A 14,270-nucleotide genomic window follows, 5' to 3' on the forward strand; every position below is an offset into this window, starting at 1 on the left:
ACCCGGACGTAGCCGTCCAGGCTACAGTGTATTATGAAAAAGCCCACATTCCTAACGCTCTCCCTTTTAACTGCCAGTCTGACACTCGTTGCTCAGGCCCAGTTCCCAGTGCCGCCAGAGCCGATTTTGTGGTATAAACAACCAGCTAATCAGTGGGTTGAAGCGCTGCCAATTGGCAATGGGCGGTTAGGTGGCATGGTGTTCGGCGGTATTCTGGAAGATCATATTCAGTTCAACGAAGCAACCCTCTGGACGGGCGAACCGCGCGAGTACCAGCGCGAAGGTGCGGCTCAGTATTTACCCCAGATTCGCCAACTACTCGCCGAAGGCAAACAGGCCGAAGCGGAGCAACTGGCGCAGGATAAATTCATGGGCAGGCAAAGTAATGAGGATGGCTATGCCCAAAAGAAAGATGCCTGGTTGGCTGATGTTCGCAAGCTGAGTAACGTAGCATCAAACCCCACGGCGGCTACGTTCAATGACCAGTCCTGGAAAACGATGAACGTTCCAACCGCTGACGGCTGGGAGAAAGCCAGGCCACGAGAGGCCGGGCGGGAAGGACTGGATGGGGCCGTCTGGTTTCGCACGACGTTCGACTTGCCCGAAGCCTGGGCGGGAAAGGACGTCGTGCTGGACATGGGACGTATTCGTGATCAGGATTTCACGTATCTGAACGGTGAATTGGTCGGCTCCGACGAAGGCATCGCCAAAAACCGACGCTACAAAATCCCGGCGTCGAAGTTGAAAGCTGGCAGAAATCAACTGGCCATTCAGGTAATCAATCTGTTCGATAAAGGCGGTTTCATTGGCGTCAAAACCAACCAGCCAACGTTTGTCGTGTATCCAGAAGGCGGGCAACCTGCCGACGGTGTTCCACTCAGCCAACCGTTCAAGTACTGGATTCAGGACGACAATCCACCAATTGCTCCCCGGTATCAGGCTGACTATCAACCGTTCGGCGACTTATGGATGCGGTATAAAAATCATGGGCAAGCCATGAACTATCGCTTCGAGCTGGATCTATCGAAGGCCATTTCCCGTGTTACGTACTCGGCCTATGGCGTGCGGTTTACGCGCGAATACCTCGCCAGCGCACCCGACCAAGCTATTGCGGTTCACCTCACGGCCAGTCAGCCGGGCCAGATTAGTTTTGACGCAACGCTGACTAGTCTGCACAAGGACGCATCCGTTCGGCGAATTGACAATCAAACGATTGCATTGTCGGTTCAGGTACGTAACGGGGCTTTGAACGGCGAAAGCCTGCTGCATATTCAGCTACAGAAAGGAACGATAACCGTGTCGGATAAGAAGCTCATCGTGTCGGGAGCTGACGAAGCGACGCTCTACCTGACGGCGGGGACTAATTTCAAAAAGTACAACGATGTTTCCGGTGATCCGGCCACGATGAGCCAGCGCCCTTTGCAGATGCTACGTGCCAAACGCTTCGACGTGGTAAAAGCGGCTCATATCAAGGACTATCAAACCTATTTCAATACGTTGACGCTCGACCTGGGGGCTTCGCCCAATGAAGGACTGCCCACCGATGAACGGCTGCAACAATTCGAGAAATCGTATGACCCCTCACTGGCGGCCTTATACCTGCAATATGGTCGGTATTTATTGATTTCGAGTTCACGACCGAACCGCAACGGTCGGTTCGCCGATGCGATACCGTCACAACCGGCTAATTTGCAGGGCATCTGGAATGACCTGCTCACCCCGCCCTGGGGCAGCAAGTACACCACGAACATCAACTTACAGATGAATTACTGGCCCGCCGAAATGCTGAATCTGTCGGCCTGTCACGAACCAATGTTTACCGCGATCGAAGAGCTGGTCGAATCGGGTCGGAAGACCGCTAAAGCGCACTATAATGCCCGCGGCTGGGTGCTGCATCATAACACTGATCTCTGGCGCGGTACGGCACCCATCAACGCATCGAATCACGGCATCTGGGTGAGTGGTGGCGCGTGGGTGTCGCATCACCTGTGGGAACATTATCGTTACTCGCAGGACCGGGCGTTTCTGCAAAAACGGGCCTACCCAGCCATGAAAGAAGCCGCTCAGTTTTTCGTCGATTTTCTGGTCAAAGACCCAAAAACGGGCTGGCTCATTAGTACGCCCTCCAACTCACCCGAACACGGTGGTTTGGTGGCTGGTCCGACGATGGATCATCAGATTATCCGCGATCTGTTCAAAAACTGCGTGGCGGCCAGTGAAATCCTGGGTACCGACGCTACGTTCCGCGATACGTTGAAAACGATGTATGGCCAGATTGCGCCGAATCAGATTGGCAAGCGCGGACAGTTGCAGGAGTGGCTGCAGGATGTTGACGACCCGAAAGACACGCACCGGCACGTATCGCACCTCTGGGGCGTTCACCCCGGCACCGACATTACGTGGGACGAAACACCCGACCTGATAAAAGCCGCCCGGCAATCGTTGCTGGAGCGGGGCGACGAAGGAACCGGCTGGAGTCTGGCCTGGAAAATCAATTTCTGGGCACGTTTCCGCGATGGAAATCATGCCTATAACATGCTCAAATTGCTTTTCCGTCCGGCTTTTTCGCCCGAAGGCGTAACGGGTGGCGGCTCCTATCCCAACCTGTTCGACGCGCATCCACCATTCCAGATCGACGGTAATTTTGGGGGAGCGAGTGGCATTGCCGAGATGTTGCTGCAGAGTCAGGAAAAGCGGGGTGCCGCCCAAACGATTGACTTACTTCCTGCCCTCCCAACCGCTTTTCCGACTGGCTATATCAACGGCATTTGCGCGCAGGGCGGTTTTGTCCTGAACATCCGCTGGCAGCAGGGGCATCTGATCGGGGTCGACGTTACGTCCAACGCCGGGCTACCCTGCGTGCTTCGGTACGGTGACAAGCAAATGCGTTTTACGACTCAAAAAGGGAAGACGTATCGATTGAATGGAGAGTTGAAACTGTTGTGATAGCCAACAGTCCAACTCTCCCCATTCACATGGGTGTAACCAGCTACTAAATTTGAGAAAAAGCCGCAGGAATCAGGAACATACGGTTGATGTTCGAAACGATTTTGGCATCGGCAAATTCAGGTACGGAACTGATCTTTTTCCACTCCGGATCGCCCCCAAAGGCTTTCCAGTTCTGATCATGTTCGTCCATATTGTCGAAGGTTAGCATGTACGTCAGATTGGGACGCATGGGGCCGATAAGCGTTTCGCCGAAAAATACCGGCGTCAGGCCAACCCGCTTGAAAATGGAAATTTCACCCCCCTGATTGAACATCTCAATTTTCTTTCTCCCAGCCGTTTCGTTGTGGCTTTCATAGCGACGTAACTCAAAAATACGCGCCTTTTTTTCGGGCACTTCCAGTTTGGGCATGCCGACAAAAGCCTTCAGTAACGAACTTTCAATACGTTCATAGGGTGGTGCAGTGGCCTCGGCGTTTAAATAGTCGGCCCCGGCTTGCTGATAGGCGTCATCTTTGGCCAGTTTATCGGACGTATTGAAATAATCGTCCAATGAGTTGAAGGGAATTACGGCCACTAATTTGGTAAACCCCTGCGGGAGGTATTCGCTAAATACGCCAATGGTTTTGCTCCCTAACCGATTGAGTGCCGGTATATAGGCATTTTGCAGATAGCTCTCGACGGCTTTCCGTTGCCTGGCATTTTTTAAACTATAGATCCGCAATTCATAAAACTCCGGATTTGCATTTTGCTGAGCAGTAACCGCGGCTGCAGCCTGGTTTACTGGGTGGATTAAGCTCGTCACAGCACTAGTGAGGAGGGATGCTTTTACGAATTTACGTCTTTTCATCAGGCGTTTTTTGATAGGCATTCAGTCAACGAAATATCTTGTCCTAGTACAACGTACCAAAGCAAAAAGGCTACCCGTTCTATCTTATCTTTCATCAGCAAAATTCGAGAATGGTCCCTCGAACAGGGTTACTTACGCCCAAAACCGGATAGCCGACCTATGTTTCATTTAAACCCAGAATAAGATCATCACTTTCGGCATCGCTACTGGTGATTTTTGACAAACGGCATACGAAACGGGCACGGGCAGATCACGAAAACAATGGCGGAAATGACCCTTTTATTGCCGTTTCTACCCCCTATCGAAGTGACGTAAGGGCCGTAAATTTGTCAGGTAAGTAAGTCAAACAACAACTACACATGACACAAATCAATGCTGAAAACGCAACCCCTAAAGCCATGAAAAAGACCAACATCACGTACTGGATTCTGACCGGATTGTTTGCATTCGTTATGACGGGTTCCGCCATTCCCAACATTATGGTCAACCCCATGTCGGTGCAGGGATTTCACGAAATGGGCTACCCGACTTACATCATTCCGTTTCTGGGCTGGGCCAAATTACTGGGGTCGGTGGCAATTCTGGTTCCGGGTTTTCCTCGCCTTAAAGAATGGGCGTATGCCGGACTCATTTTTGATTTGCTGGGTGCTACGTATTCCGTCGCGAATAGCGGTAAAGATTTCGTCCAGTGGGCGCCTATATTTATCTTTGTGGCGCTGGGTTTTGGCTCGTATTTCATGTACCACAAACGATTAAAAGCAATTTCATCAGGTGACGAAGCTGCTCAGCGCGACTTTCGCCTGAAAGCAACAGTGTAAGCTATTCGATCCAAGCTACTAAAAACAAGTCCCGTAATCTGCGTTCTCACAGATTACGGGACTTGTTTTTAGTAGATTTCCCACGACAAGAACACAGACCGGGGAAAGGTGAGAAAGTGTATCATTTCAATGCCTTCAATACGTCCTCCGACACCGGAAACGCGGTTCCGTGCCGAACGCCAGCCGGAAAATGTATCTTGTCGGAGACGTCTGTCCAGTGTTCCAGATCGGTTGATTGAATGGCCCCGTATCGGTGATCGCGGTAACGGTCAAAATACACAGTCCACTCATTTCCGATTTTCAGTACGGTGGGCCCTTCGGCCCAGAAATCGCCCGTGATGGAGGTCGACGGTTTGCTATAGGGCCCTTCGGCTTTATCGCTGAACGCTACGTGTAGATTCTTCTGCGGGGTAAACGGCTGATCGGTTTCATCCTTCAAGAACATAACGTAACGCTTGCCATCTTTCATGAGCGTAGCGTCAATAACGCTGAACCCATGATCGTAGAACAGCTTCGCTTTGGTGAATGTCTTCAAATCTTTGCTGGTCACGTAGTAAATCCGATGATTTCGGTTCGAGGCTTTTGAACCCGGCTGGCTTTCGTTGTCGGTTGCGGGGTAACGACCCGGAATGCTGGTTGCCCAGAAGATAAAATACTGGCGCGTGGCCTCATCATAGAAAATCTCCGGTGCCCAGCAGTTCTTCGCATTGGGTTCGTGCTCCATCAGTGGAACGTAGCGTTGCTCCGACCAGTGAATCAGGTCTTTCGAAGACGCATAGCCAATGCCTTTTTCCTTCCAGCTCACCGTCCAGACCATATGGAACGTACCATCGGGTCCCTGCGTAATGCATGGATCGCGCATGAGTTTGTCCTGCCCAACAGCGGGTTTTAGAAACGACTGATCATTTTTGAGCGATGTCCAGGTCAACCCGTCGGTACTTGATGCGAAATGCAGTCCATCCTCACCGTTCCCTTTGAAATAGGCAAACAGGTAGCTATTTTTTGTTGGGTTAGCCACGTTAGAGAGTGGTCGAAAACCCACAAGCAGGCAAATTACAGAAAGCGATAGCAGGGCTTTTTTCATGCCTATGGAATCTCCACCATCGCCTTTATGACACCATTCGCCGGGTCGAGATAACTGGCGAACGTATCGCGCACGTCCCCGAAAGCTACCCGGTGGGTAATGTATGTCGTTGGCGAAATCAGTCCTTGTTTCATGCTCGCGATAACATGTTCAAAGTCGGCGCGGGTTGCGTTGCGGCTGCTCATCAGCGTCGCTTCACGCTTGTGAAATTCGGGATGATTTACGGAGATGTCGCCCCGTTGGAGCCCAACTAATACGTATAGAGCGCCATGCGCCATATATTGAAAACTGTTATTTATGGCTTTCAAACTTCCTGTAGCATCGATCACGACCGTCGGCATATCGCCGTTGGTGATGGTCTGGAGCTGCTCCATTACATCCGGAGAAAGCGCGTTGATGGTATAGGGAACGTTCAGTTTCTCCTGGCAAAAGGCTAGCCGACCTGCATTGATGTCCAAAGCAATCACGTTGCCGCCCGCAATACGGGCAAACTCCATTACGCCCAACCCAATGGGCCCGGCTCCAATCACCAGGACAAATTCACCCGGCTTAACATCGGCCCTTCGCACGCCATGGGCACCAATCGCTAATGGTTCGACCAAAGCCAGTTCATCAACAGATAAACCGTCGCCGTGTACCAGCGAGTAGGACGGAACAGACAGGTACTCAACCATTCCGCCGTCTATGTGTACACCACTCACTTCCAGTTTGGCACAGCAATTAGGCTTTCCCGATCGGCAGGCAATGCAGGTTCCGCAGTTAAAATAAGGGATAAACGTCACGATTTCACCCAACGAAAAGCCGGGGGCTTCGTCGGCCCCCATCAGTTCACCAGATAGTTCGTGACCCAGAATTCGGGGATAATTAAAGAACGGTTGCGTACCCTCAAAGGCGTGCAAATCGGTTCCGCAGATGCCAATGCGTTTGATTCGGATAATAGCCCGACCGGGCGCTGGTACTGGTTTTTCGCCCTGCCTGTAATCCAACTGACCAGGGGTAGTACACACTAAGGTTTCCATATAGCTTATAAAAAAAACTTGCCGAAAGACTCCAGGACATGCAGTCCGAGGATTGCAAAACTACGTATCGCAGCTACATATCATGGTTTAAAACTTTCGGCAAGTTTAAAAAATACACTAAACCTATGTTCTCTTTTTCTTGACGTAACGCAGGTGGACCGCCGTTGCGGTGGATCACCTGCGTTACATGAAACCTATTTTAAAGGGTCAAAAGCGCCCCCCCAGGTCGTATTCTGGATCAGTTTGGGGTTGTTATCGATAGCTGACTGCGGTATGCCAAAGAAGTAATACTCAGGTTTCCAAGCGATGGCATACTTTGTATCCAGTTGCTTGAACACCAGCGTGAAGTAGTTTGTGTAAGCCAAGTCCAGGCTTACGTTGTCACGATTGGTGGCGAAATCAGCCGGAACACCCGTGGTTTTCAGGTTGATCGTGACGCCTGTTCTGCGGGTACCATTCAGCGTTTTTTCGATCAGTTTCCAGCGACGTAAATCCCAGAACCGCTTGCCTTCGAAGGCGAATTCTATTTGCCGTTCGTACAGAATCGCGTCGAACATTTCGGCACGGGTCATGTTGGCTTTCAGGCCATATAAACCATCTGTTCCGGCTTCAACACCCGCCCGCTTGCGAATGGCTTTTAGCTGCGTATAGGCTTCGTCCAGTTTGTTGATGCCGGTAGCACTTTCTGCCAGATTCATCAACACTTCCGCAAAGCGAATCTCCATCCAGTCGGTACCCGAATACTGCGCATCGCCGATGCTAACCGATGGGTTGATGGCTTTTCGCGTATAAAATCCCGTATTGCTGGCCTTTTGCTCGACTGTTTTTCCCCCTGCGTAGTACGTCCACACTTTATAGCCCGTATTGCCGTTAAGCGGCCAGTTCACACCGTTATAGGCGATGGTTTTTTCAAAACGGGGATCACGGTTTTTGTAGAACAACTGATCGGTGTACGTGTATTTAGTCGATTCGCCGGGCTTCTTACCGTCCAGCATCGGGAAGGCTTTCACCATTTCCCATGTTGGCTGGTTTGAGCCACCGGCTGTTCCTGTGTACGAAGGCCGCGTTCCGTTATCGTAACCGTTATTTTTCCTCGTCTGATCGCCAGTGGCGGTGTTATAACCCGTCAGTAACACGGCTTCCGGGTTATTGACTTCCTGGAACCACATCTGATCGAACGACGAATGCAGGCCATAGCCATTGGCCGTTAGCAAGTCATAGGCCTGTTTGTTCGCATCATACGACGCCTGCCACTTGGTCAGATCGTCGGTTGGGTTGAACTGCGGACTGGCGGCATACAACAGAACCCGTCCTTTGAACGCAGCAGCGCCCCCTTTGGTGATACGTCCCCAGTCGCTCGCAGCGGCCCAGCGGCCCGGTACCGACGCAATCGTCGAATCCAGATCGTTTACAATCTGCGCAAATGTTTGGGCCGTCGTATTTCTTGGCAGGAACGCCAGGTCTTTCGCTTCGACACCCACAGCTGCCAGCGGACTCAGCACGAGCGGCACACCGCCATACAAACGCACCAGATCGAAGTACCGCCAGGCCCGGAAAAACTGCGCCTGTGACCGGAGTTTATTTTTTGTAAACTGAGGTAACGTCCCTCCATTTACATCGTTCAGAAACATATTGATGACCCGGATTTTGCCGTAATTATTGGCCGCGTCCAGCTTCGTACCAAAATCACCAACTTCGTTAATAAGCAGCGAACCCTGCAGAATCTTGCTCTCGGCAAACGACTCGTCAGAAAGGCCGCTGATGCTGGTGGGTTCCGGCCCGAGACTCCCGATTGGCGCAGGCAGGTTCTGGTCGTAGATGTAATCGAGGTTCATCTGGGTGAGCATCGAATCTTTAAAGATCAGCGCCCCCGGCGTCGAACCCAGATCTGTTTTATCGAGCACTTTCATGCAGCCTGTCAGGACAAGTGATGAGCAAAAAACGGCCAGTAATTTATAGGAGAGTTTCATGGTATCTGTCGAAGTTTTACAAGCCAAGATTTAAACCCAGCGAGAAGGAACGTAGCACGGGATAGGCGTCGTAATTACCCGAATTTGCTTTATAATCGTACGGATTGTAGAGATTAAGCGGGTTCGTAGCGACCAGGTAAATCCGAGCCGTATTTAACCCGGCCTTACCCGCCCATTTCGTGGGCAGACCATACGAAACGTTGACGTTACGGACGGCGATCTGGGTTGCGCTTCGATACCAGAACTCAGAATCTACCGTGTAGGTGTCTTTGTAATACGGGCTTGGATACTTGGCGTTCGGATTTTCGGGCGTCCAGTGATCCGCCCAGAATTGCGGCCGGTTCGCGGTTAAGGTTCCCTGTGCCCGCGCCGTTCCTTCAACCATAGCCTGTCCGCCAAACGACCCACCAATCACTGCCGCAAACGACAGGTTTTTGTAGGACGTACTGAAATTGAAACCAAATCCGTAGTGATTGCTGGCTTTTGGTTTCAGGTAATCCAGGTCAGCATCCGTGATTTTTCCGTCGGGTGCCGTGTATTGACCCGACGCATCTTTCGGCCCTCTAACGTCCTGATAGTAAAGCATCCCCGGTTTTGGGGCCGCCCCAAACAGCGTATAACCCGGATTTTTCTCTATATACTGATCAACATCCTGCTGGGTTCTGAACATGCCCAGGTAATGATACGCCAGAACGCCCATGTCGTTCGACCGACCAGTTGGGTCCAGATACGTACCAATCAGGCCCCGATTGACATCCACCAATACCTGTTTGTTGTCGCTCCAGGTGAAGAACGTATTGATTTTATACGACCAGTCATTGTTGATCTTGCTATTCCAGCCTACCGAAATTTCCGTCCCAAAACCATTCACGGTTGCGTAGTTTTCGGACGGTAACGTAGCACCCACCAGCAGCGGTACCGAAGACGACAGCGCCGTGAGCATGTTGTAGCGATGATCGTAGAAGGCATCGAACGTGAACGACAGGCGGTTTTTCAGGAATTGGGCATCGAGCCCGATGTTATACTTTGTGTTGTCGTCCCAGCGAGCCTGGCGATTGGCCATCGAATTGTTGGGCGTTACGACCAGCGGCCGGTCGGCGTTACCACCAAACACGGCCCCTTTTCCCTGCTGGATCGAATAGCTGGTCAGCCAGTTGTAGGCTTTGGTGGCATCTCCACCCAGGAAACCCAGCGATCCGCGCAGTTTCAGGAAGTCGATAAAATGAACGTTATCCCGGAAAAACCGCTCCTCCGACATCACCCAGCCCAGCGAGAAGGAGGGGAAAAGTCCCCAGCGATATTCGGGCGCGAAGTTGGTCGACGCATCGTACCGAATGGCGGTTTCGAACAGGTATTTGTTGGCGTAATTATAGTTGATACGCCCGGCATAGGACAGAAAACCCGTTTCTGATTCCGTTTCCGACGTTGTCTGGGTGCCGGTCGCATAACGCATATTGTCCAGCCCATCAATGATAACGCCCTCGGCCATGGCCGCTACCTGATCGGAATGCGTTTCGGCCTGCTCAAAGAACGCAATGGCCGATAGCTGATGCTTACCAAACTGACGATCATAATTCAGGTATCCATTGAACTGGTACGTATCGATATAGCTTGGGTTGATCCGCACCCGGTCGCCATTGTTCAACGTAACGGTTTTTAACAGGTCGCCCCCGTAAATATGCTTGTGGTCGCCGAGCATCGAGAAACTATACACGTTGTACTTAGTGCCGTACTGTTTCCCGAAACTATTATCGAACGTACGGCTATAGAGCACTCTGGCTTTCAGGCCTTTTACCCCAGGAATCTGGTATTCCATGTTGGCCGTTACGTTCAACCCCGTCGACTTGGTCTGCGTGTAGTTGTTCGAATTCTGAACCTCGAAAAAGTGAAACGCATCGATGGTGTTCGTGTTACTGGACGTAGACAGCTGAACCGGCAACCCATTCACATACGGGGGGGCGGACTGGGGCGTGTAGAGCAGACTTTTCATGTCATTCTCCGCATTTTCGCCACCCTGCTTCAGGTAATACATGCGCTTGTCGCCAATGAAACTGCTCAACGACAGCGCGGCTTTCAGCCCCTTCGTCACCTGCATATCGGCACTGGCCCGGAAGGTCCACTTATTGGTGTTGATGTTGCTGAAGTTAGCGTCCTGCGCGTTATAGGAAATACCCGCGAAATACGTAGCCTTCTCATTACCACCGCTTACGTTGAGCGCATGACGCGACACGGTCGAGGGTTTCCAGGCGGTACGCAGCCAGTCGGTATTGTTGTTTTTGAAGTACGCTAATTCATCGGGCGTATAAATGAGCGGATCAGTGGCGGGTTTTCCAGCCGCGTAGTTGAGGTCATTCATGTACGTCGCCTGCTCGAATCCGTTCATCATTTTGGGCAACGTAGCGTTCGAAATACCCGTCGAGCCACTGTAGCTAAACTTTGGCGCGCCTGCTTTACCCCGCTTCGTTTGTACAACCACCACACCCTGGTTGGAACGGGCTCCGTAGATAGCCGCTGCCGCATCTTTCAACACCGAGATCGCTTCAACTTCCGATACGTCCAGTGCGTTGAAATCATCCGCCGACCGGACTACGTTGTCGATCACATACAGCGGCTGCAACGTGCCACCATCTTTCGACAGGATAATCGGGTTACGAACCGTGATAGTAGCGTTTTCGCCGGGGCGGCTCGTACCACCCGAAACGCCGACACCGGGCAATTGACCCGTCAGAACGGCCGACAAATTATTGACCGGAAGATCCTGAACGGCCTTCATGTCAACCGTCGCCACGGCCCCCGTCAGGCTTACTTTCTTCTGCACGCCATAGCCAACCACCACCACCTCGCTCAACGCAGCGGCATCTTCTTCCAGTTGAACGGCCAGCGTCGTTTGCCCATTTGCCTGAAATTCCTTTGTTTTAAAACCGATGTAGCTGAAGATCAGCGTCTCCTTTCCGGTCGGGAGGTTCAGCCGGAACGTACCTTTTATGTCGGTAACCGTTCCCGTTTTTGTGCCTTTGATCAGCACGTTAACACCGGGTAGCGGCTCCCCTTTGGCATCCTTGACCGTTCCGGTGATATTCTCCAGCGGAGCAATTTTCAACGAAGCGAGGACTCCCCGCTTACTGGTTGTCTCGTCTGCATAACACACATCGATTGTGCAAGCGCCCACGAGAAGCGCGCAGACCAGCTTTACGGTGCTGGAGATAAGGTCGAGGGTTCGTAAAGGCGTTATCATATGCGTGTGATTAAGGCAAACCGGGGTGTAAGAACTGGATCAAATAAGTATGAGATCTATGATTTAATTGAGGGTGCTATTGCTCCTGAAATTCTGATTCTGTAGTACGTCGATCAAGGTAATAGGCGAAACAAATGCAGAACTTGGCGTTATTTTTTAGCCTCTTTAGCGATGCGTTCTTCCCACTCTTTACCGGCCTTTTTCATGTCTATTCCGGCGGCCGACAGGTAGTTATTTATCTTGCCTTTATACTTCCCAAAAACGGCGTGTTTTCCTTCCGATGTGCCGACATCCATGGCGCGTTCGCGGGCTTCGGTTAACCAGGAAAGAATCTGCGTTTTCTGGGCATCGGTTAAGTCAGGTAGCATAGCCTGGTATCCCTTATACGTAATCGGCAAAACGCCGTAGGTCATCCCATCTCTTACCTGATCGACCTGCATTGCTGTCAACTCCCTGGCCAATGCCGCTACATACTCTTTATGCAGTTTTTCCAGCTTACTATTCGTCTCGGTTTCGACCCTGTTCCTTTCGGTTTCCAGCGTCTCTTTGGATGTCGTTTCACTGAGTCTTTTTACGGCTTCTTTGCGGCCCTCATGAATGGCATTCAGATCCCGATATTGCTGCACAATCGTCTGCTGTACGCGCGAAGAAGTTGGCACGTCGGTTATGCCCAGAGTAGCTACAATCTTGGCCGCGCGCTCATTTATGACTCGTGTATAAGCGGCCTCTTTACTTTCTTTTGCTTCGTCCTGACCCAGCACCGAAACCGTAGCGAAAAGCAGAAGAAAGACACTGAACAGGGCGTTTCTCAGGGTGTAAATCATCGGTCAGGATCGTGTCAAAAGGGTTGTTTCGTAGGGTTATTTAAGCGGTTCAGAATTTCCTGTTCAGAAGCAAAGAAGTGTCAGTGAAAGCAGACAAATCCATGAATAAACACTACTTTTCTATAACATGATACAAAAATATAGTACATTTTGAGGCCTTAACTGCATTTTTTTGCCAATTTGTTATAGGAAATTATCATAGAATAAATATGAATAAATAAGGTTCTTTCGTTAAGTGTATGACAGGAGATTCCTATCGCACCGACTGAGCAGGGGCGAATTTGCCGAAATACGGCCTGCAGACTCCAGCAGTGCAGTAGCTGGATGAAATGTATGATTAAAACAGGCGTATGTTCGACACCGATGCAGAGTCAGTAGACAAGCAAATGCTCGTACTTATACACTGGCGGGCTCAGTCCTTAAACGGAGTGCTGATAGGCTCAACAGCCAGGATACTGTTGATGCAAGTCAGCCGAACATTCAGTAAAAAAACGTATTACCTGTTTGACTACCTGCTAACTATTTTTGGTGATTATTGCCTACTACTATGAAGCCATTATTTCGCAAGGTGACTGCTAAACTGGAGAGTTCCTTTACAGTCCGTCACGATACGTTACCCCACTTCAAAAACATCTGGCATTACCATCCTGAACTGGAGCTACACTATATTGTAAAAGGGGAAGGTGTCCGGTTTATTGGGGATAGAATCAGTAATTTTTCGCACGGAGAAGTGGTGCTGGTTGGCGAGAATTTACCGCATACGTGGCGCAGTAATGAAGAATATTTTCACAACAATCCCGAGCTGACTATTGAAGTCATTGTCATTCAGTTTTTGCCCGATTGTTTAGGGGATTATCTGTTAAATCTACCCGAAGCGTATTTACTGCCCAAGCTCTACGAAAAAGCCAAAAGCGGCATGGTCATAACCGGCGAAGCCAATGAGAAATTAATTAAATTAATGCGCCGGGCGGTTCATGCGACGAATCTCGATAAAATAATCATCCTGCTGCAGATGTTGAAAATCCTCTCCGAGACTGATGAATATGAAGTGATTGTGAATGGACGAGCCGTATTTTATCAGTCCAATGAAATGGACACGCTGCGCCTGAATAACGTGTGCAGTTACACCTTAACGAATTACAAGAAAGACATTACGCTGGAAGAGATTTCGGCCATCAGCAACCTAAGCGTTACGTCGTTCTGCCGGTATTTCAAGTTAATGACCAATAAGACGTACTACGACTTCCTGATCGAAATCCGAATCAGTCACGCTTGCCGGGCCCTGATTGAAGATAAGACGCCCACTGAAGTGATTTGCTTCGATTGTGGCTTCAACAACGTATCGAACTTTTATCGCCATTTCAAAAAAGTGACAGGCTTAACCCCGCTCGAATACAAACGCCAGTATCTGAACAAAGGACGGGTGCTGGTCGCGTAAGCTGGTCAGCCGGATCGAGTGTTGACGGATACGTATCAGCCCTGAAGGAACCCAACCCGATGATATTGTGTAGGCTATTAACCGAC

9 protein-coding genes are annotated in these 14,270 nt (G+C 50.6%); 3 read left to right on the plus strand and 6 right to left on the minus strand.

Translation table 11 applies throughout. The features are described from left to right. Positions 1-33: 33 nt before the first annotated feature. The gene (locus tag BM202_RS12395) at positions 34-2,946 is read left to right on the plus strand and encodes a glycoside hydrolase family 95 protein (RefSeq protein ID WP_093826447.1); all 2,913 of its coding nucleotides are present in this window, start codon (positions 34-36) and stop codon (positions 2,944-2,946) included. A gap of 46 nt (positions 2,947-2,992) precedes the next feature. Here BM202_RS12395 and BM202_RS12400 read toward each other — a convergent pair whose 3' ends face one another. Further along, the gene (locus tag BM202_RS12400) at positions 2,993-3,796 is read right to left on the minus strand and encodes an NIPSNAP family protein (protein ID WP_093827231.1); all 804 of its coding nucleotides are present in this window, start codon (positions 3,794-3,796) and stop codon (positions 2,993-2,995) included. Positions 3,797-4,155: 359 nt separating this feature from the next. Here BM202_RS12400 and BM202_RS12405 point away from each other — a divergent pair, with 359 nt between their 5' ends. Beyond that, positions 4,156-4,614: a DoxX family protein gene (locus BM202_RS12405; RefSeq protein ID WP_093826449.1), complete on the plus strand. Its 459-nt coding sequence runs from the start codon at positions 4,156-4,158 to the stop codon at positions 4,612-4,614. 121 nt (positions 4,615-4,735) lie between these two features. On the opposite strand, the gene BM202_RS12410 is transcribed toward BM202_RS12405, so the two are convergent. From BM202_RS12410 to BM202_RS12430, 5 genes are all read right to left on the minus strand, one after another. Next, positions 4,736-5,698 carry a glycoside hydrolase family 43 protein gene (locus BM202_RS12410; RefSeq protein WP_093826451.1) on the minus strand — a complete coding sequence of 321 codons (963 nt, stop codon included), beginning with the start codon at positions 5,696-5,698 and terminating at the stop codon, positions 4,736-4,738. Positions 5,699-5,700: 2 nt separating this feature from the next. Further along, complete coding sequence (locus BM202_RS12415) at positions 5,701-6,717, minus strand: zinc-binding alcohol dehydrogenase family protein (protein WP_093826453.1); 1,017 nt, start codon at positions 6,715-6,717, stop codon at positions 5,701-5,703. A gap of 194 nt (positions 6,718-6,911) precedes the next feature. Further along, the gene (locus BM202_RS12420) at positions 6,912-8,687 is read right to left on the minus strand and encodes a RagB/SusD family nutrient uptake outer membrane protein (protein ID WP_093826455.1); all 1,776 of its coding nucleotides are present in this window, start codon (positions 8,685-8,687) and stop codon (positions 6,912-6,914) included. Positions 8,688-8,703: 16 nt separating this feature from the next. After that, on the minus strand, positions 8,704-11,922 hold the full coding sequence (locus BM202_RS12425; RefSeq protein WP_093826457.1) for a SusC/RagA family TonB-linked outer membrane protein: 3,219 nt from the start codon (positions 11,920-11,922) through the stop codon (positions 8,704-8,706). A gap of 149 nt (positions 11,923-12,071) precedes the next feature. Then, a complete protein-coding gene (locus tag BM202_RS12430) occupies positions 12,072-12,746 on the minus strand; it encodes a DUF3826 domain-containing protein (protein WP_093826459.1) in 675 nt (224 codons plus the stop codon). 547 nt (positions 12,747-13,293) lie between these two features. Between BM202_RS12430 and BM202_RS12440 the strand changes: the two genes are divergently transcribed. Next, positions 13,294-14,184 (plus strand): AraC family transcriptional regulator, encoded by an 891-nt coding sequence (locus BM202_RS12440; RefSeq protein ID WP_093826462.1) that lies wholly within the window; start codon positions 13,294-13,296, stop codon positions 14,182-14,184. Positions 14,185-14,270: the final 86 nt, after the last annotated feature.

Origin of the sequence: Spirosoma endophyticum (genome assembly GCF_900112365.1) — a bacterium.
Classification (GTDB): domain Bacteria; phylum Bacteroidota; class Bacteroidia; order Cytophagales; family Spirosomataceae; genus Spirosoma; species Spirosoma endophyticum.

Excerpts from the sequence above, each read along its gene's own strand:
- BM202_RS12405 (WP_093826449.1), top strand. The coding sequence starts at position 4,156 with ATGACACAAATCAATGCTGAAAACGCAACCCCTAAAGCCATGAAAAAG.
- BM202_RS12440 (WP_093826462.1), top strand. The coding sequence starts at position 13,294 with ATGAAGCCATTATTTCGCAAGGTGACTGCTAAACTGGAGAGTTCCTTT.
- BM202_RS12420 (WP_093826455.1), bottom strand. The coding sequence starts at position 8,687 with ATGAAACTCTCCTATAAATTACTGGCCGTTTTTTGCTCATCACTTGTC.
- BM202_RS12395 (WP_093826447.1), top strand. The coding sequence starts at position 34 with ATGAAAAAGCCCACATTCCTAACGCTCTCCCTTTTAACTGCCAGTCTG.
- BM202_RS12425 (WP_093826457.1), bottom strand. The coding sequence starts at position 11,922 with ATGATAACGCCTTTACGAACCCTCGACCTTATCTCCAGCACCGTAAAG.
- BM202_RS12400 (WP_093827231.1), bottom strand. The coding sequence starts at position 3,796 with ATGAAAAGACGTAAATTCGTAAAAGCATCCCTCCTCACTAGTGCTGTG.
- BM202_RS12430 (WP_093826459.1), bottom strand. The coding sequence starts at position 12,746 with ATGATTTACACCCTGAGAAACGCCCTGTTCAGTGTCTTTCTTCTGCTT.
- BM202_RS12410 (WP_093826451.1), bottom strand. The coding sequence starts at position 5,698 with ATGAAAAAAGCCCTGCTATCGCTTTCTGTAATTTGCCTGCTTGTGGGT.
- BM202_RS12415 (WP_093826453.1), bottom strand. The coding sequence starts at position 6,717 with ATGGAAACCTTAGTGTGTACTACCCCTGGTCAGTTGGATTACAGGCAG.